Here is a 22,421-nt window from a genome sequence, read left to right as displayed (position 1 = left end):
AATGCACCCCTTAGAATAAACATTGGAAAACCTTCTGGGTCCGATGTCTTTCTATGAGGTGCATTTTTGCTCAGTTTCTGCAACTGATAAGATCTCAATGTTAAAAAGACAAATTTCCACTTGGAAAATTTGGTTTTCATAGGTGATATCCCATATTCCGCCGATTTCTTCTACCGCATTCTTTACGCTTTTTAGACCGATACCATGAAAATGCTTGTCTCGTTTTGTTGTGGCTAATTCTCCGAAATGATTCGTACGTATGGAATGCTGATATGGATTCTGTATTCTGATAAATAAAGTACCCTTATGATAATGAAGTTGGAACTTAATATAAGGCTGAGTCACACCTGGATGCTTGCATGCTTCTATAGCATTATCAAGGGTGTTCCCTAGAATAATGCTAAATGCATAAGCATCTAGATCAAGCTGAGGTGGAATCTTAATATCCGTTTGAAAGGAGATACCCAGCTTTTTGGCAAATTGCGACTTGTAATTAATGATAGAGTCGATTAGGATGGAGCCGGTATTACTTTCACCTGAAGAGAGTTCTATTACTCCAAGAAGCTTATCTACATCATTCAGTCCGGCTTCTTTTTCCCCAGCTTGTAATTGAGACCTCAGGCCGAGCAAGATATTCCTGAAATCATGTTGAAACGTAAAGACTTCTTGCTGCCTTTCTTTCGTGAGCAGATACTGGTTCATATAGTAGGTGTTCTGCTGTTCCAACAAGTAGTTTTTATTCTGTGCCGATTGTATGGTTAATACACGATCACACAAAAGAATGATCAGGAAGTTGATCAACAGCATTCCTCCGGACAAGGCCGGATACAACGCCGGATATTCCCGCAATGACAGCTCGCCCGATAATTTTGCAATACTGAGAATACTGATAAACGGAAAGCAGAACAACCCGATCCAATACCAACTGCTTAGACTGCCCTCGCCAAAAGCTTTGGTAAAACGAAGCGTGATCTGTACCAGTATAAACATCAGAATCTTAGACAAAAACAAGGTAAAGATGTATCCGCTTGTCGTATACACAGGTGCAGTTGCTGCATCTGAAAGAATAATCAGTGCGACTATAAATAAAGCAGCACCAATACGCCATTGTATTTTTCCTTTATACAAAAAGGACAATAGAACGATCCCCACTATATTAAGCCCTAGCATCCATAAGCCTGGAAGTGGGCTGTTATGAAGGAGGAGTACGAAAATATAATAAGCAGTGTATACGGAATAAAGGATTACTTTGGATTCCCAAAGCCGTGGGAAACAATGATCATAGAAATAATGAATGATAAATGGGAGAGCTGCCAGTGTGAGGGCATAGAACAGCTCATCCAGTAGAATATTATTCAAGCAGACTCCCCCTGAATTGCAAATAACTCTTTTTCACTACGGTGCTTTGCTTATCGCTAATCGGAAGTTCTTCCCCACTCGTTAATACAATTTTTTTGCCCTGAATTTGTTTTATGTAATCGAAATTCACAAGATACGATTGATGAATCCGCACAAACTGCTTCGAAGGTAGCTTTCCTTCTTCTATAGATAAAGTACTGTAATATTCCGTTTGATCTTCCGTTGTTTGCAAAATGATTTTTCGGCGATCACTTGCCAAGTACATAATATTACGGATTGGAATCAGTAGTTTAGTTCCACTTTGGTGTACAGGCAGTAATTTTGGTTGATTTTGCTGACGCTTGACCTTTATTTGCTGAATCATAGAGAGTAGTTTTTTTTCAAAAGACTCGTTATGTATAGGCTTCTTTATAAAACCGGAAGGTTGAACGTCAAATAGTTGAACATGATACTCTTCGTGGCTCGATACGTAAATCAACCGAACCCTATCATTATCACAATCTCTCCGTAATATATGACCCGCTGTTATTCCGCTTATTCCCTTCATTTCTATATCCATAAAAATAAGATCAAATGGACAACCATGTTGTATGGCTTTCGTGAAACTTTCACCAGAATAGAATATGGATACCTCTATCTTTACGGTCTGCTGAATGGGATGGTTAAGGATCAATCTCTCCATATATTCTGTTGCCTTGAAATCATCATCACAAATAGCAATATGTATCATGTGAAATTCCCCTCCTGTGTTATAAATAATAATACATTATATGGGAGTATAATCAACCTTTATCCTTTTAGGGATCACTTGGAAGTGGCGAAAGTTACATTTATTCCCGTGTTTTTTACCATAACGATTAGTAATTCTAGTAAACATGCTAATTTAATATCAATTAGTAGCAGACGGTATGGAGGAGTTGAAAAATGAATACAACAATCTTTGAAGCTGAGGGATTAACTAAACAGTACGGCAGTGCAAATGCGCTTCAAAATATAAATATGAAGATTAAACAGGGTGATATCTATGGCTTTGTAGGTGAGAATGGAGCAGGTAAAACCACACTCATGAAAATAATTAGTGGATTAGTTTATCCTACAAAAGGGACTATCCAATTGATGGGTAAGAGTAATGAGAAGGACCTCGCACGAGTCAGAAAAAAAATGGGGGTTTTAATAGAGCTACCTGCCCTCTACCCCCATATGAATGCTGAAGAGAATTTAAGCTTTTATTGCAAGATTCATGGTATTTCGGATTTCAAGAGAATTAAAGATGTGCTGAATTTAGTGGGACTAACGGATGTTGAAAACAAAAATACTACGGAATATTCTCTGGGTATGCGTCAACGATTAGGGCTGGCAATCTCCCTTCTCAACGAACCGGAATTTTTAGTTTTGGATGAACCGATTAATGGGCTTGATCCTACAGGGATTGTAGAGATGAGAAAATTATTGGCTAAGCTGGCACATGAAAAAGGGGTTACCCTCTTGATTTCCAGCCATATTTTGAGCGAGCTCCAATTGTTAGCTACCAAATTCGGGTTTATTCATAAAGGGCAGTTCATTAAGGAAGTCTCTGTGGAAGAACTCTTGCAATCAGCCGAAGCGCAAATTTGTATTAAGACCGTTGAAATAGCTGCAGCAATAAACGTGCTTAAGAACGATCTTAATATTCATTCGATCACATTGTCAGAGGCCGGAGAAATATTGGTTCCCAAGGATTTGACAGATCTTGAACAGTTAATGTCAACGTTAATTAGAAATGGAATTCCACTTGAAGGAATCAACCTGTCCACAGCGAATCTTGAGCATTATTATATGGATCTGATAGGAGAATGAGCAATGAGGGATTTTCTGAAAGCTGAGTCTTACTTTATAAGAAGGGATATCATGTTTAAGGGAATTTCTCTTCTGTTCCTTATAGCAAGTCTGGTATTAGCAATCTGGATTGGGGGTAAAGCTGGTTTTGAAATCGGTAATCTCGCGGAACCCTTAACGATTGTGACACCTTTATCTTTATTTTTTTATTTTATTATTCCAGTTTACGTATGTTTTTTTGCAACCGAAGGATTTGAATATGGATCTATCAAAGTTATTCTGGCTTCCGGACAAAGTAGGTTTATCTATATCACGGGGAAATACCTTTCTGTTTTTAAAATTATTATATGGTGGATTTTACAATTTACAGTAGTGTTTTATCTCGCTTATATGATAGCTGCTTTGATAATCGGGACTGACATCGGTAATCGTAATTTTTCTGCTGACTTGATTCAGGTTTCCCGTGTACTGGGATTAAATGTCCTTTATTTATCAGCTTATGCTGCTCTAATCATTATGGTTGGTATTCTTATTAAAAGAACGGCTTCAGCGGTGGTTGTAACTTTTCTAATTATATTCGGCGACTTCATGATATCCGGTTATTTCCGTGATGCTTCCTCCGCATGGTTAAGGGGGATTTCAGACCATGCTTTAACGACCCAAGTTATGAAGTTTTCCGGAATTTACGTCGTTAATTCACAAAATATAGTCCTAACAGGAGCAAAGAGCTTTATGGAAGTGGTGCTAATTCCTGTGATTATTATAGCTATTAGTTTGTCTGTCACCTATATTTCGTTTGGAAAAAGAGATATACACGCGTAGAGAAAAGGAGGAATTGAAATGGACAGGGGTAATAGATCACCAAAAACGATCGTTATTGTAGGTGCGTTGCTAGCTATTGTAGTTTTTGTTGTTCTTTTTGTTGGTATTGAGATGGGATGAGGCTAGTCTCAGTATATGTCGCGAGGAGTCATGTGAAATGAAACACAATGAAGTATGGACCAGCATTAAAGAATTATTTCATCCTTACCGTAAAAACATTTGGATAATCAGTATTGTTATGTTGGCGACTTCTATAGGGAGCTTTTTGACGCCTTGGTTTACCAAGCAACTTATTGACATTGGTATTCTAGGTTTGGATTTCTATCGAGTTATTCAATATGTAGGACTAATTTTTTTAGTATTCCTTATCCAACAATTACTTGGTATTTTTCAATTCTATTACTACAAGGAAATAAGTGTGAGAATACCATATGACTTGAATAAGAAAGCTTGTAAACATGTGTTATCCGTACGCACGAAATTTTTTAAAGACAGAAATTTCTCAGTAGTGATGTCTGAGCTTTTTCAAGATATCGCCAACATATCGTCTTTGACAGACACGCAATTTTTAACATCTTTCGTTAATCTATTTAAAGTTTTCGCCGGCTTAACAGCATTGTTTTATATTAACTGGAAATTAACTCTAGTTATGCTCGCTACAATTCCAGTCAAAATGCTAATTAGCAGTTTTTTATATAAAAAGCAAGTAAAGGTATATGAAATCATTATGCACTTGCAATCAAATTTCTCAGAATGGTTAGGGGATGCAATTAGTGGCATTGAAGCGATAAAAGTATGGGGGATTACTGGAAAACGGCTTGCGAAACTGAAAGTAAATCTGGATGGAAGTAAAAATGCTAAATCCAAGTTAATGCGTTATGGATTTATTGATAGTATATCGGGTTCATTTATGACGACATTGTTTACTTGTGGTCTTTACTTGTACGGTGCTTGGTTAATCCAAAAAGATGAGATCACTATTGGTGGTCTGGTATCCTTCATTTCGTACTCATCATTGGTATTTGAACCAATTACTATCATATCGTATTTGATTACTCAATTATCCAGCGTGAAACCAGCTTTTGAGCGGTTTTTAAAATTTCTAAATACGGATGCTGAAATTGATAAACCGGAAGCGAAGGAATTATTAGAATCAATATCTATCAATGATCTGAAATTCGAAAACGTATCCTTAGTTTATGAGAATGAAAAAGCTCTGGATCAAGTGAATTTCACCATTCAAAAAGGTGAGAAAGTAGCGATTATTGGTTTGAACGGCAGCGGCAAATCATCCGTTGTAAATCTGCTGCTAAGATTCTATGAGCCTACTGAAGGCAGCATCAAAATAAACGATAAAGATGTAAAAGAGTATACTTTTGAATCCTATCGCTCGATATGGAGCTTGATGGCTCAAAACAATTATCTTTTCAATGATACTGTGGCGAATAATATCAACATTTCTGAAGAGCTTACACTTACTGAGATATTGGAAAGCTGCAAACAGTCAGGGGCATATTCATTTATCCAAGACCTACCCGAAAAAATGGACACTCGAATTGGTTACAATGGCGCTAAACTATCGGGTGGACAAAAACAAAAAATAGCACTTGCCCGAACATTAGCACGTAAGGATACAAAAATTCTGCTATTGGATGAAGCAACCTCAAGCTATGACTATTACTCGGAGCAGGTTTTTAACGAGGAATTGTTATCTTCCGATCGTTATATGATGACTATCATTATCACGCATCGACCGGAAGTATTAAAGAGATTAGATAAGATCATTTATTTAAATGGTGGCAAGGTTCTTGGGATAGGAACTTTTGATGAGTTGTATACATCTCAGGAGAGTTTTAGAGAAATGATTACTAGTACTCAAAGGGAGGAAACCCCGGATGCCTTTTATTCCTTTTCAAACGAGAGCGAATCTACATTACGTCTATGACATGAATAAAAACAGTATTTATAAAATCAAACAGAATCAGTATGAAGCGTTAAGTCATATTTCTGAAGGCAGTTATGAGGAAGCTGATGTAAATGTGCTTAAAGATTTTCAAAAGAGAGGGCTTCTAGCTGAATCTCCGATTCTACAAATTGAGCATCCGGCAAGTCAAATGTTGGAGTACCAGTTAGAGCGCTGTGTAAACTCAATCACTTTTCAAATGTCTCAAAATTGCAACTTGCGTTGTGGTTACTGTCCTTACTCAAGCAATGAAATTTATAATAATCGTTCACATTCTGCTCTGAATATAACCTGGGATACTCTGCAGCAAGGGATTGATTTCCTTGTAGCCCATTCTAAAGACGTGGACCACTTGCATGTAGCTTTTTATGGTGGGGAGCCTTTGATTGAAAAAAATCTCATCATAGATACTATGAAATATACACAGGAAAAAGTCAGCGGCAAAGAAATTTCCTTTGGTATGACTACTAATGGCACACTTCTGGATGATAGTTTTGCAAGGGAAGTTCGTGATTTTAACATATCCATTATGATTAGCCTGGATGGACCGAAGGATGTTCATAATGAAAATAGGACGTTTGTAAATGGACGTGGTTCCTATGAGATTGTATATCGTAATGTTGTACATATTCGAGATAACTATCCTGATCTATATCAAAAACTGAAGTTCAATACAGTTATTAGTCCAGATGGTAAGTTCGAAGAGATCTTTGATTATTTTAGAGCGGGAGAAGGAGTTAGTGACCTCTCTAAAGTTAACTTTAATACACTATCCATGAACTATACAGAGACGGAATTCGTTTATGGTGAGGCTTATTTTGAAGAACGAAATTACGAAGCTTTGAAGGCATATCTATTGCTGCTAGGAAAAGTAAAAGAAGAGCCTGTGGCCTATCATAAACGTGATATTGAAACCATTTATAGCTACAAAGAGTTTCTTTCGCCAATCAATGAGACTCCGAAAATTGCTCATCCTAGCGGGACTTGTATACCAGGCTTGAAAAAACTTTTTGTAGATGTAAACGGCAACTTATTTCCTTGTGAGCGTATTGATGAAAATTCTTCACTGATGAAAATGGGAAATCTTCAGGATGGTTTTGATATTAAAAAGGTTCGAGAAATTTTGAATGTTGGAGCAGTTACGGAACAACACTGTAAAGAATGCTGGGCCTTTCATTGCTGCTCTATATGCCCCGCTGCAGCGGATAATGGAAAGGATGAACATTATTCAGAAAGCTATAAGCTTAGCAAATGCAACAGGGTTAAAGCGTCGGCATTAGAGAATTTGAAGAACTATACGATGATGAGGGAATTTAAATATCAGTTTAAAAGAGAGGATATTTCACTGTGAAGAAAAAACTGGCGGTTTACCCTTTTCATAAAGGTCTGATGCCTTTATTGCTAACAGAAAGTGAGCTTCAGAAATTCGAGCTGATGTATGCCGTAGTTCCAAAGGGCTGGGAGTCATTCGATGAAGTGGACGACACTAAAAAGGCTTTAATATGTGATGAAGAGAGCTTTTTTTTAAATGATCTGATTAACTCAGTGGATGTACTGTTATTATGTAAGCCTCAATTTCAAGTTGATGAATCAGGTTACTGCCGGTTAACTTCACTTGCAGAAGAGAAGGGAAAGCATATTATGTACGTGGCTGAATTAAAAACTATATTAAACCAATCAACCATAGAGGGTTGGGAGTGTCTGAATCTAGAGCATCCTTCTATATCGAAACAGAATGCATTAGCGAGTATCGACGTCCCAGTTATTTTAATTATGGGGATGGGGGAAAACTGCGGAAAATGGAATTTGCAGCTTAAACTAAGTGAAAACTTTCGCATTTCGGGATATAAGATGAGTTTGATTTCCAGTAATGCACTATCTAGATTATGGGGATACCATACAATCCCAGACAGTATAGACAGCAATGATCTAACGTTTTCAGAACAGGTCGAGAGTATGAATGCCTATATTAAATATATAGAACAAGCTGAGAATCCAGATGTCATTATTATTGGAGTTCCAGGAAGCATTCTAAAGTATAGCACTTCAGTTCCCAATGGATATGGGTATATACCTTTTCTAATCAGTAATGCAGTCACACCAGATATCACAATATTAAGTTTGTATAACGGAAATTACGACGAATCTCATTTGAAAGAAATGAAGTCCACTTGTTTATACAAATATGGCGTTAATATTGATTACTATCATATTTCTGAGAATGTTTGTTTATATAATCCAGAAGCAAGACAACTAGAATACTATTCTGTAGATTATCGAGACTCAATGGAAAATAACTCCTATTCTCAAGAGGGGCTGTATACTTTTAATCATTCTAATTCTACAAGTCAAGAAGAGGCTTTTAGAAGAATTATGAGTGAGCTGCAAAATAATATTCCGATGATTTAAAGGAGGGGAAGGAGTTGTTGTATCAAAACGAACAGGTTATAGAAGAAACAGTCAAAAATTATGTTAAAGAATTCGATAGAACGACCAATCTATTAGGTGTAACTTCTGTTAGAAATATCATTTATATTTTAACAGATCTCGAGAACGAACTAGGATTCCAAATCAATGATTCTTTTGTCCGTGAAATCAAAGACTTAACTGTAGAAAAACTTATTGAAGTTATTCCGAACCATCTAAAGTAGTGGCATGGAAATTTCACTCTATCATTCTTAATGCTGACATAAGAGATGTATTCAAAACAGACCCTATGACAAACTGAAAGGAGGGGACTAAACAATGGAACTGAATAAAAACGCTTCTCAACAAGTAGCTCCTATGGTCTCTACATTTGCAACTTGCTGGTGTATGTGCCTATGCCTTATTTTTACAGAAAAAAGACATAGTGACCAATTAGATGCTTTGAATGCTGTTAAAAATTAATGGATTTATGCATCATTAATTGAGATCCTGTTTTTGACGAAGTTTGATTAGAAAATTGGCTGTTTTGGATACATCCTTTATGTCAGCATTTTAACTCTAATATAAAATCTCCGGCAACAATATTGCCAGGAGATTTTTTTGTTCAGGGCTTGTTTTGATTGAGCTGATATCGGAAGAGTATTGAAAGTCACAGAGGATTATTTTAATTATCGATATAATGAAAGCGTTATCTTTTTATTGCGGTTTACTTAAATTAAAAGGAGATAAGCTATGAGAGTGAGCAAAGTTTCTTTTAACCAGCTTGTGTTTATTTGTTTAGGGATTCAATACATGTTAATGCATTTGTTCTCTGCAGGCGAGGCGATTGTCATCACATCCATAGAGCTTGTTATATACATGGTTTTTACCGTTGTTGGCCTTGTAGGATTATTTATGCGGAGCAGAAAAGTGGATAGTGAGGCGATTTCTGGATTGGTCGCGCTATTCTTCAGTGTATTATGGATGGTATCTTTATTCTCCCAATTTCGGAAAGAAAGCTACCCGGATGCTTTAACAGTAATTAATTCGCTTGGTGTAACTACTGCCTTACTTGTACTTCTCGTTGAGTTTATCATTATAGCCAAGGCCTAGGGCAGACACGAATCAAAAAAACAAGACAGGTCTATTTAAGACTTGTCTTGTTTTTTGTGCATCCCCAGAAATGAAAGCTCACCCTGAGCATTCCGCTTAAATTCATATTCCGAATCATGCTTCGTATGATGGAATCTTGTTTCCGAGATGGGATAAAAGGGAGTGACTTCTACATCATTCCAGACAAAATAGTAATCTTGCCCACTACGCTCCACGCTCGCTTTGCAGCCATATCCCTCATAGGTTCCCATATATGAAGCATAAATGCTGTCATCAAGAGGGAAGGCTTGTGGAGAGACAGGCACCCTTTCAGGTTCACCAAATATTAATCCAGCTAGAGATTCCGTTAATTTGGTGACGGGTACGCAATCGTAATTGGTCAACATGATGACGCTTGTTTGATCTTCAGGATATCTATGTAGTTCACTTCGGAAGCCGCGGTAGGCACCGCCGTGATACATTCTTTTTCGATCAAAACGTTCGTCCAAGAACCAACCAAATCGATATTTGAGATTACTGGAATGAAAAGCCATCTCAAGGGTGTTATGAGACACTAATTGATCGGAGTACAAGGCTTGATCCCACAGGAAAAGATCGGCAGCCGTCGAATACATCCCGCCAGCGGATAAGATAGAGCTCATATCTATGTATTCCCCCTGAGTATACTCTCCCCAAGAAGAATGATAAGGCGAGGCTAATTTTGGAATAATCTGCTGATTGTTATAAACTCCTGTATTTACCATGCCCAGAGGCTGTAATATAAAAGTAGTGATATAATCTTCAAATGTCATCCCTGTAATCTTCTCAATAATCATCCCCAGCAAATAATAACCTGAGTTGTTATAGGCAAATGAAGTGCCAGGCATAAATGCAGGGGGTTGACTCACAAATAGCTGTAACATCTCTTGTGGAGTCAGCTTTAGCTTATTTAATTTTTGATTATATTCGGGTATGGAAGTGTAGTTGGCTATACCAGAGGTATGTCCCAGCAGGTGAAGGATGGTAATCCCCTCTAGTGCATGCTGCTGAGGGAGATATTTTAGGATTGGATCTTCCAGTCTGAGACGTTTTTGTTCTTTTAGCATCAGGATAGCCATGCCAGTGAATGATTTGGTAAGTGACCAGATCCGGAATTTGGTATCTAAAGTGTTCGGGACCTGATGTTCAAGATTCGCATATCCGTACGCTTTATGTAACTTGATTTCTCCACGCTGAGCTAGTAAGACTGTGCCACTTAATGGCCAGCTTTGTTCGTATTTATCTAAATAGTGCTCCAGACGCTGGAATTGTGTATCCACAGGTAACCCCTCCTTAAAGGCATATTCTAACATATTAATAAATTCTGTTGAAGCGGAGAGAAATCGATGAGATATGATTGTTTGATTATTGATGATGAAATTGAGCTTGCGGAGACCACCTGCGAATATTTTAATTTGTTTGATGTTCAAACCGCATTTGTTACGAGCGCCGATGCCTGCCGGAACTTTTTGTGTGAGCATCAGGTGTCGATGTTACTCCTTGATATTAATTTAGGCGGTGAATCCGGCTTTCAGTTATGCAAAGAGCTGCGTCAGACGACCGGGATTCCCATCCTGTTTATTAGTGCCCGCTCCAGTGAGGATGATGTATTGATTGCACTTGATATCGGGGGAGATGATTATATTCATAAGCCGTATACCCTGAGAGTGTTGCTGGCAAAAGTAAAAGCGGTGCTTAAACGGTACAACAACGAAGTTGTAGCCGAGTCCTCTTTTCTTGAATCCGGCCCCATCCAGATTGATCCCGAACTCAGAAGGGCAAGTCTTAACGGCGTACCCCTCAAGCTGAAAACAATGGAATATAAATTGCTTAAGTTTTTGATCCAGCATAAAAATCGGGTAATCGCTAAAGAGGAGCTATTTACAGAGGTATGGGGGGATGTTTTTGCGGGAGATGGCACCTTAAATGTACATATCCGTCATCTTCGTGAGAAGATTGAGCAGAATCCTAACGATCCACAGTACATCCGTACCGTATGGGGTATCGGTTATGCTTTTGAGGATAAATAGCGATGACTAAAAAATTGCTACTGGCCCTAATGCTCACAATACTCGCTGCAAGTATAACTCTCTTATTCCTGATATTCAATTTGAAGGTGGAGACCTCCACAGACCGAGTGGCGATCAATACCATCGTTAAGCTTACAGAGCAGCATTGGGATAAAATTGATCCGAAACTGTACATGGAAAGTCCTTATGATTTCGCCATTATCGATACGTCTGGTAAATTGAAATATCAGACTGAAAATGCGATTTCCATTAGCATTAACGAAGCTATCAATAATCGGGATACCTTAGTCGACGTTGTTGTTCAGGATCAGCTGGTGGGTAAAGTAATTATTAATAATGATTACCGTACGATTTTTATACATATGAAACAACAATTTATACAAGTTTCTGTTGCGATGCTGCTTTTGCTTACAATTCTCGGCATCCTCTATATTTGGTTCCTGAATAGATCCATTCTTCGTCCATTTCGCAAAATGCAGCTATTTGCGAACCATATCGCAAGAGGTGATCTTGAAGTGCCACTTGCGATGGATCGTAATCATCTATTTGGTGCCTTTACCGAAAGCTTCGATATGATGCGGGAAGAGCTTGCGGCGGCTAGGCATAGTGAATATTTAGCGAACAAGAGTAAGAAGGAGCTGGTTGCCAGTCTTAGTCATGATATTAAGACCCCCGTCGCTTCGATGAAGGCGATTACGGAACTGATGTTATTAAGCGCAAGAGATGAGAAGACAAGCAGACAGCTAAACACCTTATATTCCAAAGCGGATCAGATTGATCGCTTGGTCACAGACATGTTCCATTCCACCTTGGAGGAGCTGAATGAACTAAAAGTCAGCTTAACGGAGGAGCATAGTCATCTGCTCACCCAAATTATAAACAATGTGAACTTCTACGAACGAATTTCAGCTGCATCTGTGCCAGACTGCATCATTATGGCGGATCCATTACGGCTGCAGCAGGTCATCGATAATGTAGTGAACAATTCCTATAAATATGCCTTCTCCGGTACACACATCGATATTAAATTCGAGATTAGGGATCATTATCTGGAGGTTGATATTCTGGATTACGGTCCTGGTGTTCCAGAGGAGGAATTACCTTTAATATTCAATAAATTTTTTCGGGGCAGTTTAGCCGTGAGCCAGAACGGTGCAGGCTTAGGTCTGTATATTTCTCGTTATATGATGCAAAAAATGCAGGGCGATATTGTATGCTCCAATCGGGAGGATGGATTTACTGTAAAGCTGCTGATTCCTTTAGCAGGAAAGAATTAAGAATTCGCTAAGGATTGCACAAAGACATGTTAAGAACATTTAACGTACGATTAGGTTGCAATTACGAATCAGCCAGTGATTGCAGCCATTATATTGTGCGAGAGCAAGGGTTACTGTTAACGCAATTAATGAGCATGAACGTAAATGGAGTGTTCAACATGAACGAAGTGAATAATAAAGTATTGATGCAGACCCATAAGCTTGGAAAAACCTTCTCCCATGGAGGAACTCAGCAGCATGTATTAAAAAATCTAGATCTGACCTTATATCATGGTGATTTCACGATTATCATGGGCAGCTCTGGTTCTGGTAAATCAACACTGCTGTATGCCATTTCGGGAATGGATAAGCCAACGCTTGGAGAGGTTTTGTTTGAAGGTAAAGATATTACGGCGATGAGTAATGATCAGCTGGCGATATTCCGGCGGAAGAACTGTGGATTTGTGTTTCAGCAGATCCATCTACTCGATTCAATGAGTGTCCTCGACAATGTATTATCAAGTGCTTTTCTTGTACAAAAGGATAGGGCCGGGGCTGTGGAAAAAGCCAAAAAGCTGCTCTTAGATGTAGGCTTGGATGACTCCATCTGGGGGAAGTTTCCGGCGCAAATCTCTGGAGGTGAAGCTCAGCGTGCCGGAATTATCCGGGCCCTGATCAACAGTCCAAAAGCGGTATTTGCTGATGAGCCAACTGGAGCGCTAAATAGCTCAGCTGGAATAGGGGTACTGCGTGTCCTAACCGAGGTGAATAAGCAGGGGCAAAGCATAATTATGGTAACACATGATCTCAAAACTGCGCTGCGTGGTAATCGGATCTTGTATCTGCAGGATGGAGTAGTCATTGGAGATTTGCGCCTTTCCCCTTATAGCGAAAATAGTGGACCTGAACGGCAACAGCAATTACAGTCCTTTCTGACCGAATTGGGGTGGTAGGGATGAGAAGCTTAATAGGGAAACTTGCTTGGTCCAATATTCGCAAAAGAAAAAGTGCAACGATTACGCTCTTCGTATTGATCATGATAGCTGCGCTGCTGTTGAACATTGGTCTCACGGTCAGCTTGAAGCTTAATTCTTTTCAGCAAGAAAAAATGACTGAATTAAAGACTCCAGAATTAAGTGCATATTTTGCAAAAGATGATCATCTAAAAGAGTACGAGGGGCTTGTGGATAGTTATCCATATACCGAATCTTGGGAGAATGAAGCAGCGATTCTATTAGCAGACGCAAAAATGAAGTATGGAGAAACGGATACTACTGTAGCTTTTATAATTCTCAATGCGGATACACCGCGGACAATGGGACTATTCAAGACTATTACCCCGCTCGAATCTAGGGATCCGAACTTGATCTATCTGCCTTATTTATTCCATGTAGGATCGGGGTATGAGCTAGGTGATAACTTTTCTTTTGTATACAATAATAACCAATTCTCTTATACCATCGGCGGATTTATTGAGGAGCCGCTACTAGGGACGTTAACGAATGGAGCTTTAAAAGTATTTCTAAATGATGAAGGCTATAAGCAATTGGAGGAACGTCTTGGAACTGAAGCTCAGTATAGCTTTCTATCAGCAGATGTTACCGATCCTTCAAAGGATGTAAAGCTGGAACAAATGATAAGTGAGCGGATTTTTGCCTCAGGAATTAAGAGTCCATTTCAAGTAATGCGGGCGGAAGTCGGACTCGAAGGGAACCGTGTTTTTGTTAATCTTTTAGCAGCTATTTTGATCGTATTTGCACTTATTATGGTTCTGATTTCGCTTATTGTAATCCGGTTTCAAATATTAGGACATATTGAAGATAATTTGACTAACATCGGTGTTTTAAAGGCGAATGGTTATACCTCATGGCAGATCAAAAACTCGCTTCTCCTTCAGTTCACCGCGGTTTCCATCATCGCAGCTATACCGGGAGGAGGGGTAGCTGGGTTAGTTATGCCTTTGGTAGGGAATATGATTTCGTCTTCGATCGGGCTGCTGTGGCCTGTATCATTTGAAGTGGGCAGTGCAGCGCTTAGTTTGGTTGTCGTCTCTGGACTGGTTGCTATTGTTACTTATTTGTCGAGCCGGCGAATTCGGAATATTACTCCGATTGCTGCTTTGCAGAGCGGAATCCATGCTCACAATTTCAAGCGGAACCCTATTCCACTCGAAACATCCCGAATGAATCTGCAATTCAGCTTAAGCCTTAAAGCTTTATTAAGACAGATGAAACAGAATATGATGATCATATTGATTGTTGCCGGATTAACCTTTTCTAGTATTTTTTGCTCTATACTGAATTTCAACTTTAAAGGAGATACCTCCGCCGTTATAAAGTTGGTAGGCATAGAACGAAGCGATTTCATGTTGTTGCCAAAGAACGGAGATCTGCAGCAGGGGATGTTTAGTGAATTAGAAGCTATGCCAATAGTTAAAAAGTTGACTGTATTGGATAGCCTGGCCGCTTCGATCAAAGATACTAACTTTATGCTTCGAGTGTCAGACGATTTTAGCCAGCTGGAGACACAAACAACATACAAAGGCAGGCAACCCATTTATGATAACGAAATTTCGATTTCCGGTGTTATTGCAAAATTGGAGAATATAAATGTAGGGGACGAGGTTCCGGTCACTTTTAATGGTGTAACGGTGAATTATTTAGTCACTGGTCTAAGCCAGCAGATTAATCAACTGGGGATGGTAGCGAGCATGACTGGTGATGGAATGAAAAGACTGCAACCGGAGTACACCCCTCAGTCCATCAATGTGTATCTGAAAGACGGGGGAGATTCCAATGCTTTTGCGAAGGATCTGGAAGCGCGTTTCCCCGGACAATGGAGCATTACTAACGTTCGAGAAGCGATGGATAGTACACTTAATACATTTACTTCAGCAGTATCTTCTATGACAGCGGTGATTACTGTGGTTACGATTTTTGTAGTCAGTCTAATTTTGTATTTAGTGATTAAGACGTTGATTATGAAACGTAAGCGGGAATTCGGCATTTTTAAAGGTATCGGATATACCACCTTTAATCTAATGACACAGATTACGTTCAGTCTTTTTCCGGTGATTGTAGTTGGAGTAGTGCTGGGGAGTTTAGTGGGGTATATTTTCTCGGATTCGGCGTTTGTATTATTGCTTTCAAGTCTAGGCATCTATAACGTTCAGCTGGCGGTTAGTTTGCCTCAAGTGCTTCTACTGTGTGCGGTCATTCTAGTAGTTGCTTATGTGGTATCCATGCTAGTTGCAAGACGGATTCGGAAGGTTAGTGTATATGATTTGATTATGGACTAAGCGCTTGAATAAGAAACAACGAGTTGGAGGTAGGCCGCACCTGTATTAATAGGTTTCGCAGCCACTCTATACTCGTTGTTATTTTTATTACATATTCATTCGTCCGTCATCATAATTGAATTGCCAATCGATGCCGAATTTATCTTTTAGACTGCCATAACACGAGCTCCAGAAGGTTTCTTGTAATTCCATGCCTACTTTGCCGCCTTCTTTAAGCTTATGGAAATATTTTTTTATGCCATCCAAATCCTTACTTACTACCGAAAGACTTATGTTGTTTCCTTCCACGAAAGGCATGCCTGGAAAAACATCAGAGAACATTACATTACTGCCTTCGATATTCAAGCGAGTGTGCATAACTAAATCTTTAGCTTCTTCAGGAAGAGTGAAATTGGGATCGGGTGGTGTTTCGCCAAAGGTCATGATTTGTGGACGTTCAACACCAAACACCTCCGCGTAAAATTCTGCAGCTTGACGACAATTCCCGTTGAAATTCAGATAAACATCGATAGACATTACTTCACTCCTTAAAAGTTTTGGTGGCATCGAAAGCATAGTTTTAAGTTAAAATTTAAGATATCTCGCGACTTCCATATTGTATCATTTACCAGTGTATAAACAAATATACTTATAGTCTCATTTGGTATGAACTTAAATATGACTAATCAAAAAAGCCGCTGGAATAAGATCCAGCAGCTCTTTCCCTATGATTTAATTCGTTTACCGAGCAGAATTAGTAGCCATATGATACCAGCACCTACTATGGCATGGCCGAGACCTGCAATATGCGGTAAGAAGCTGATATCAGTCCCGTTAATTTGCAGCATCCCGCGAGTGGCCATAGTACCGATCGTGATCAGGAGACCAATGTTATATACAATGTACCATGCACCAAAGGATTTAGCCTCATGGATGTTAAATAACTTGGCCAGGATCAATGCGATTATAAAGAAGAAGAAGCCCAGTACAAGGATATGAGTATGAAGTGCAACTAAGATGGTGTTTCCTTCAAAATCATTCATTTTGGTAATTTCACGATAAGCAACACCCGCTATCAAACCAAGAATGGCATAGAAAAAAGAAGTGTAATACAATTTTTTCATGATCATGACTCCTTTATGTTTATTGTTATATTGAAATCATATCTTGCAAATAAGAACGCAGTATGAACAAATGAATATGTAGTGATTAATTTCACGAAATTGACAAAAATTAAACTCTTAAGCATGTCCCACATAGTTTCCACACAATATTCATCTATAATCATTAATATTATTGAACCCCACTATTCATTGGATTCAGGGTGTTCGATGGCACGGGAGGATGAATATGAAAAAAGCGGATTGGATTATAGCCATTCTAGTTATGGGAATGGGTCTGATGTGCATGTTGGTTTCAGCAAATTTTTTTCGTATTGATTTTTTCCGTATTATAAAGTAGGAGATGGTTTTTTTGAAAAGAGGAGTATTTGCAGTAATCTGTGTAGTTATTTTGTCATTTGGAATTGGAACAGCAGCTTATGCTGCCGGGTTTGCTCCAAGCACTTTTAAAGAGATGTTGCCTTTTATGAAAGAAAGACATCCTAACTTAGGTGATTCCGAGCTAGAACAAATGTATAAGAGCTGTCATCAACAAGAGGGCATTTCTAATACTCGTGGAATGATGTAAGGCGATGTTGATGTAGAATCAACTTATATTTAACGCCTTTTAAAAAGAGCTCTTTGTTGCATACAACAAAGGGCTCTTATTTTATCTGTATTATCGCATAAGCATCGTATTATAATCTTAAGTTGCGGGGTTCAATGCTCCTTGATACTCATGCATTAAATTGTCGATTATCTGCTGTACGGACAATATCTCTTTAATCTCATGAACTCTGGACCCGGCAAACACTAACCCGTTCTTAACATCTCCCCTAAGAGAAGTTAGCAGAGATTCCATGGTACAAAAGCGATGAGAACAAACCTTTAGACAATTAGAGCATTTGGCTATTTTTAATTTGGCATCATCACTAATGCGTTCTGTGAATTCATTACGAATTGCTCTGCCATCTAGCCCCACTGTAGACTTAATTAGAATAGTATCACCTTGCTGGGCATCTACATATTTTTGCTTAAAGGCCAGTGGAGCATCACATTCATGGCTCGCCACGAAACGAGTCCCCATCTGAACACCAGAAGCTCCAATCCGAAGGGCTTTTGCGATATCTTCTCCTGTCAGAATTCCACCAGCAGCAATTACTGGAATCGAAACGGCTTCTACAACCTCAGGAAGAATTTCGAACATGGATCTCTCTGTACCCAAATGGCCCCCAGCTTCAAATCCTTCCACTACGACTGCAGAGGCACCAAGTCTTTCGGATATTCTGGCTAATTTGGCGGAGGAAACAATAGACACCACAGGAGTACCATACTCTTTACCCCAAGCATAAATATCTCTGGAAATCCCGGCTCCAGAAATAATAAAGTCCACTTTTTCTTCCAAAGCGACCTTCATTTTTTCGGCAAAATCCTTCATCGCGAATAGAACGTTCACCCCGATATATCCAATCCCTTTTGAGAGCTCTCTTGTTTTGCGAATATGCATTCTCAGTTCATCAGTGGTGATTCCTGTACCAGAAATGGTGCCGATCCCACCTGCATTGGCTACAGCAGCAGCTAAGCCACTTAAGGATATGCCTACGCCCATACCCCCTTGAATTACAGGAACCTTGGATTTAATATGCCCAAATTGGATTGTTGGCAGTTTCATATACGCACCTCTTTCACGAGTTGTAGACCGTTATACAATGTCTACTGGAGTAACAGCTATAAAGGTATCACAGTTAAATCTTTGCAGATGTGACTGTGCGCATGCTCAAACTATGTTAAATATCATGTCCATCATATAGGAGGGGGAAATATAGAAATCCGTTTATGATACAATAAATAGCAATATTAAAAGGAGAGAAGGACTATGTATGGAGTTTGAATATTTACTTCGTGTAGTTGGAGCTGGAATTTGTGGTGTTTTAGTTGGCTTTGAACGAAAAAGCCGGAGAACGCATTTTATTGTTGCTTTAGGTGCTGCACTTATGATGATCATTTCAAAATATGGATTTCAGGATCAAGCGGATTGGTCCTATGTTAAACTCGATCCCGCACGTATAGCTGCCCAGGTAGTAAGTGGAGTGGGATTTCTTGGTGCAGGAATGATTTTCATGCATAGACACACTGTGAAGGGCCTGACAACTGCAGCGGGGATCTGGGCAACGGCGGGACTAGGGCTGGCGATTGGATCGGGCCTATATATTCTGGGTGGAGGAGCAACAATTATTATCTTACTCGGGCAAAAGATTTTGCATGGCCGATACAGTTGGCTGGCCTCACCGAAAACGCAACAGATTGTGATCTGTCTGACTAATTCAGAAGGAGCCGTGAGTAGAATTCAACAGCTCCTTGAAGAAAAAAATATTACCATTTTAAGCTTTCATGCTGAAAATAATAGTCTTGCCTCCGAATTGAATTTAGAAATAATCGTAAAATTTCCTGAATCGTTTAATGCTGTGAAATTGTTGTCACTGATACAAGAGGACGCGTCTGTTAAGGCAGTAGAGTTTCAATAATTTTTTAACACTCGCATCAAAAGTTGGTTTCTATATGAAGAACTTGCTTTTGATGCGGGTGCAATCTCCATTTCACTAAATCCGCGCACAATTCTACCCTTTTTCCAATATTCAGATTCACAAAACTTCTGCATCGATCCCAAACCTCTTTTTGTTTTTAAGATATTTCCACCACTTCTAATTAAGTTTTTCCTATTTATAGTTTCCACTCGTCTATTATGAGAGAGTTTTGGTCTTTAGTGTTATGTTTATGTCATGTATTTGAGGAGATTGTTATAAAAATCACATATTAAACGCTTTCATTTATTTCGAATAAAAAAATATGTCATTTATATTGACATACAATCAATGAGCCTTTATTATTAATCCCATCACTGGAGAAACTAAACTGAAATTTAATCAAATATTACATTAGCGTAGCTTAATTGGCAAATTTTTTCTTATTTTTATAGTTTTATTAGTTTGATTAATGCACTGAAGAAAATAATTAGGAGAATGTCTGTGAAAAAGCACGATCAGGATTTTATGAAGCGGCAAAATCGTTTGACGGTCTTCGAAATCATAAAAAATCAACAACCAATTTCTCGCGCTTCCATCGCCAAACAAACGGGTATGAGTCCTACAACTGTAAGTCGGATTGTTGGGGAATTAACTGAACAAGGGTATCTACTGGATTCTGATCAGGTATCTTCAGGATTAGGTCGGAAATCAACGTTGCTTGCTATGGTTGACGCTTCTGTGTTGTCGGTTGGGGTTGAACTGGATCGTAGTCTTATGATTGTAGGTATCGTAGATTTGCAAGGTAAGCTTCTTTGCAGCAGGCAATATCCGCGTACTCCGGACGAGAGTCCAGACAAGACACTGGAACGAATCAAAGAAGCAATTGAACAACTGACACAGCAGCATGTGATTGATAGAACTCGAATCGTCGGTATTGGCGTTGGACTTCCTGGCATTGTGAATAACGAAGAAGGGATTGTCGTCTTCTCGGTTCAGCTTGGATGGAAGAATGTACCCTTAGCTAAACGCCTAAAGGAACTAACCGGTTTTGAAATTGCTGTGGATAATGAGCTGAAGGTTAGAGCTCTTGCTGAACATCTCAAAGGTGCTGCTGTTGGATCTGTCCGTACCGCACTATTGGGCTTCGGGCAAGGCGTTGGCTCGGCGATGATCCTTGAGGGAGAGATCTACCGCGGGGTGATGAACAGTGCTGGTGAAATAGGGCATACGACAGTGGATCCTAACGGAATGATGTGTGAGTGCGGTAAGGCGGGTTGCTTACAGACCTATATTAATATCAGCTCATTGTTGTCAGAAGCCAATCGGATTCGTCCGATTCGCTCAATCGAGGAGTTGTTTGAAGCAAAAGATGCAGGAGAGCATTGGGCGGTTCATTTGATTGAGCGAGCACTCATGTATATGGCGATTACCATCAACAATGTCGTATGCATGTATAACCCCGATAGTGTGATCCTGAGTGGAGAACTCGTTGACAAATTTCCGGATGTTTATGAAGCAGTCGAGAAGCTATATCTTTCACGCTTCACATGGGAACCCCTTCGTGGGTCTTTCACCATTCATCGTTCGATGTTGAACGAGAATGGTGTAATTATCGGATCTGGACTACTATCGCAAAATCGTTTTTTCGCATTGGATTAAAAATAAATACATCGAAGGAGGCCTGTACAGATGGGATTTACAACATTAGTAGAAGAATATCGCGGTGGCTTACTAGAGAATGTACATTACGGTGCAGTTAGTGTGGTCGATGAGAAAGGTAATATTTTGTATAAAGCAGGTAATCCGGAGCATATAACCTATCTTCGTTCAGCAGCTAAACCATTCCAAGCTTTACCGGTTATGAAGCGTCGGATCGATGAAGTTTATGGTTTGACAAGTAAGGAAGCCTCACTCTTTACTGCTTCGCACCGGGGAGAGGCCTTTCATATTGAAGCACTTGAATCTCTTTTTCAGAAAATGGGCTTAAAAGAAGAGGGACTTCATTGTTGTTCTACATACCCGCTGAATGAGGAAGCCAAGGCAGAGCGCCATCGGGCGAATGAGCCGACTCGTAAAATCTTTCATAATTGCTCAGGTAAACATGCAGGGTTAATGGGCCTTAGCAAATATATGGGTTGGGATATAGATACTTATTATGATCCTAACCATCCCGTGCAACAGGAAATCATTGATATTATGGCTTATATCGCAGAAGTATCGAAGGAATCCATTCCTCAAGGGATTGATGGCTGTGGTCTTCCTATCTTCGCACTCCCTCTTCATAAAATCGCTTATTCCTATTTAAAGCTAGCCTGTCCTGATTTGATTGAGAATACGGAAATACGTAACGCAGCTGCTGCGACTGCAAAGCTTATGAACGATAATCCAGTGATGATTGCAGATACGAAATTCGTCTGCTCGGAGCTTCTAAAGGATGATAATCTTACGGCAAAGGGCGGCGCTAAAGGTGTATATGGAATTGGTCTCCGAAAGGAGCGAATCGGTATCTCGCTAAAAGTATCCGATGGTTCTGAGCAAGTCTGGCCTTGTATCATCGCATCGATTCTGGAACGTTTAGGCTATAGCAATCAAGATACGATTGATCGTTTATACGCACTCGTGCCGAACACTATTGTTAATGATGGCGGCACAGTTGTAGGCGAACGCCGTGCTGTATTCCAATGGGAAGTCTGATTATAAGGATCGAGAATAATCTTCAAGTCTCATGAATAATTGG

At 39.4% G+C, this 22,421-nt stretch carries 22 protein-coding genes; 16 read left to right on the top strand and 6 right to left on the bottom strand.

All coding sequences use genetic code 11. From position 1 onward, the window contains the following. Positions 1 to 51: 51 nt before the first annotated feature. A complete protein-coding gene (locus M2444_RS06240; RefSeq protein ID WP_280786543.1) occupies positions 52 to 1,359 on the bottom strand; it encodes an ATP-binding protein in 1,308 nt (435 codons plus the stop codon). Then, positions 1,352 to 2,089, bottom strand: coding sequence for a LytR/AlgR family response regulator transcription factor (locus M2444_RS06235; RefSeq protein ID WP_094870205.1), 738 nt, complete (start codon positions 2,087 to 2,089; stop codon positions 1,352 to 1,354). Before M2444_RS06235 ends, M2444_RS06240 begins: the two co-directional genes overlap by 8 nt. A gap of 194 nt (positions 2,090 to 2,283) precedes the next feature. Between M2444_RS06235 and M2444_RS06230 the strand changes: the two genes are divergently transcribed. The 8 genes from M2444_RS06230 (at position 2,284) to M2444_RS06195 (ending at position 9,478) form a co-directional block, all read left to right on the top strand. After that, positions 2,284 to 3,195: an ABC transporter ATP-binding protein gene (locus M2444_RS06230; protein ID WP_280786542.1), complete on the top strand. Its 912-nt coding sequence runs from the start codon at positions 2,284 to 2,286 to the stop codon at positions 3,193 to 3,195. 3 nt (positions 3,196 to 3,198) lie between these two features. Then, positions 3,199 to 3,996, top strand: a complete 798-nt coding sequence (locus M2444_RS06225) for an ABC transporter permease (protein WP_094870203.1) — start codon at positions 3,199 to 3,201, stop codon at positions 3,994 to 3,996. A 157-nt stretch (positions 3,997 to 4,153) separates the two neighbouring features. Continuing rightward, a complete protein-coding gene (locus M2444_RS06220; protein ID WP_280786541.1) occupies positions 4,154 to 5,941 on the top strand; it encodes an ABC transporter ATP-binding protein in 1,788 nt (595 codons plus the stop codon). Beyond that, entirely contained in the window at positions 5,892 to 7,310 is a 1,419-nt protein-coding gene (locus tag M2444_RS06215) for a radical SAM/SPASM domain-containing protein (protein ID WP_280786540.1), read from the top strand. The genes M2444_RS06220 and M2444_RS06215 overlap by 50 nt, the downstream gene beginning before the upstream one ends. Further along, on the top strand, positions 7,307 to 8,368 hold the full coding sequence (locus M2444_RS06210; protein ID WP_280786539.1) for a TIGR04066 family peptide maturation system protein: 1,062 nt from the start codon (positions 7,307 to 7,309) through the stop codon (positions 8,366 to 8,368). The genes M2444_RS06215 and M2444_RS06210 overlap by 4 nt, the downstream gene beginning before the upstream one ends. 14 nt (positions 8,369 to 8,382) lie before the next feature. After that, complete coding sequence (locus M2444_RS06205) at positions 8,383 to 8,610, top strand: hypothetical protein (RefSeq protein ID WP_280786538.1); 228 nt, start codon at positions 8,383 to 8,385, stop codon at positions 8,608 to 8,610. A 94-nt stretch (positions 8,611 to 8,704) separates the two neighbouring features. Beyond that, on the top strand, positions 8,705 to 8,848 hold the full coding sequence (locus tag M2444_RS06200; protein ID WP_280786537.1) for a hypothetical protein: 144 nt from the start codon (positions 8,705 to 8,707) through the stop codon (positions 8,846 to 8,848). 270 nt (positions 8,849 to 9,118) lie between these two features. After that, on the top strand, positions 9,119 to 9,478 hold the full coding sequence (locus tag M2444_RS06195; RefSeq protein ID WP_094870202.1) for a hypothetical protein: 360 nt from the start codon (positions 9,119 to 9,121) through the stop codon (positions 9,476 to 9,478). Positions 9,479 to 9,513: 35 nt separating this feature from the next. On the opposite strand, the gene M2444_RS06190 is transcribed toward M2444_RS06195, so the two are convergent. Next, entirely contained in the window at positions 9,514 to 10,776 is a 1,263-nt protein-coding gene (locus M2444_RS06190; protein ID WP_280786536.1) for a serine hydrolase domain-containing protein, read from the bottom strand. A gap of 66 nt (positions 10,777 to 10,842) precedes the next feature. Here M2444_RS06190 and M2444_RS06185 point away from each other — a divergent pair, with 66 nt between their 5' ends. Genes M2444_RS06185 through M2444_RS06170 form a run of 4 tightly spaced genes read left to right on the top strand, consistent with a single transcriptional unit; the run spans position 10,843 to position 16,080 of the window. Next, positions 10,843 to 11,526: a response regulator transcription factor gene (locus tag M2444_RS06185; RefSeq protein WP_094870200.1), complete on the top strand. Its 684-nt coding sequence runs from the start codon at positions 10,843 to 10,845 to the stop codon at positions 11,524 to 11,526. A gap of 2 nt (positions 11,527 to 11,528) precedes the next feature. Beyond that, positions 11,529 to 12,803 carry a HAMP domain-containing sensor histidine kinase gene (locus M2444_RS06180; RefSeq protein ID WP_280786535.1) on the top strand — a complete coding sequence of 425 codons (1,275 nt, stop codon included), beginning with the start codon at positions 11,529 to 11,531 and terminating at the stop codon, positions 12,801 to 12,803. 26 nt (positions 12,804 to 12,829) lie between these two features. Next, entirely contained in the window at positions 12,830 to 13,735 is a 906-nt protein-coding gene (locus M2444_RS06175; protein WP_256990353.1) for an ABC transporter ATP-binding protein, read from the top strand. A gap of 2 nt (positions 13,736 to 13,737) precedes the next feature. Beyond that, a complete protein-coding gene (locus M2444_RS06170; protein WP_280786534.1) occupies positions 13,738 to 16,080 on the top strand; it encodes an ABC transporter permease in 2,343 nt (780 codons plus the stop codon). 87 nt (positions 16,081 to 16,167) lie between these two features. Here the strand turns inward: M2444_RS06170 and M2444_RS06165 are convergent, their stop codons facing one another. Beyond that, positions 16,168 to 16,596: a VOC family protein gene (locus M2444_RS06165; protein WP_042189935.1), complete on the bottom strand. Its 429-nt coding sequence runs from the start codon at positions 16,594 to 16,596 to the stop codon at positions 16,168 to 16,170. Positions 16,597 to 16,784: 188 nt separating this feature from the next. Then, positions 16,785 to 17,183: a DUF2871 domain-containing protein gene (locus tag M2444_RS06160; protein ID WP_094870196.1), complete on the bottom strand. Its 399-nt coding sequence runs from the start codon at positions 17,181 to 17,183 to the stop codon at positions 16,785 to 16,787. 349 nt (positions 17,184 to 17,532) lie between these two features. Here M2444_RS06160 and M2444_RS06155 point away from each other — a divergent pair, with 349 nt between their 5' ends. Beyond that, positions 17,533 to 17,748 carry a hypothetical protein gene (locus M2444_RS06155; RefSeq protein WP_234532155.1) on the top strand — a complete coding sequence of 72 codons (216 nt, stop codon included), beginning with the start codon at positions 17,533 to 17,535 and terminating at the stop codon, positions 17,746 to 17,748. A gap of 117 nt (positions 17,749 to 17,865) precedes the next feature. On the opposite strand, the gene M2444_RS06150 is transcribed toward M2444_RS06155, so the two are convergent. Further along, a complete protein-coding gene (locus M2444_RS06150) occupies positions 17,866 to 18,831 on the bottom strand; it encodes an NAD(P)H-dependent flavin oxidoreductase (RefSeq protein ID WP_094870195.1) in 966 nt (321 codons plus the stop codon). Positions 18,832 to 19,039: 208 nt separating this feature from the next. Between M2444_RS06150 and M2444_RS06145 the strand changes: the two genes are divergently transcribed. The 3 genes from M2444_RS06145 (at position 19,040) to M2444_RS06135 (ending at position 22,378) form a co-directional block, all read left to right on the top strand. Beyond that, positions 19,040 to 19,684, top strand: a complete 645-nt coding sequence (locus M2444_RS06145; RefSeq protein WP_280786533.1) for an MgtC/SapB family protein — start codon at positions 19,040 to 19,042, stop codon at positions 19,682 to 19,684. Positions 19,685 to 20,185: 501 nt separating this feature from the next. After that, entirely contained in the window at positions 20,186 to 21,343 is a 1,158-nt protein-coding gene (locus M2444_RS06140; RefSeq protein ID WP_094870194.1) for an ROK family transcriptional regulator, read from the top strand. A gap of 30 nt (positions 21,344 to 21,373) precedes the next feature. Further along, on the top strand, positions 21,374 to 22,378 hold the full coding sequence (locus M2444_RS06135; protein WP_094875560.1) for an asparaginase: 1,005 nt from the start codon (positions 21,374 to 21,376) through the stop codon (positions 22,376 to 22,378). The last annotated feature ends 43 nt before the right edge of the window (positions 22,379 to 22,421 follow it).

Source organism: Paenibacillus sp. PastF-3, assembly GCF_029893135.1.
GTDB classification, from domain to species: domain Bacteria; phylum Bacillota; class Bacilli; order Paenibacillales; family Paenibacillaceae; genus Paenibacillus_AQ; species Paenibacillus_AQ nitricinens.
This window is presented reverse-complemented; position numbering and strand designations above follow the sequence as displayed.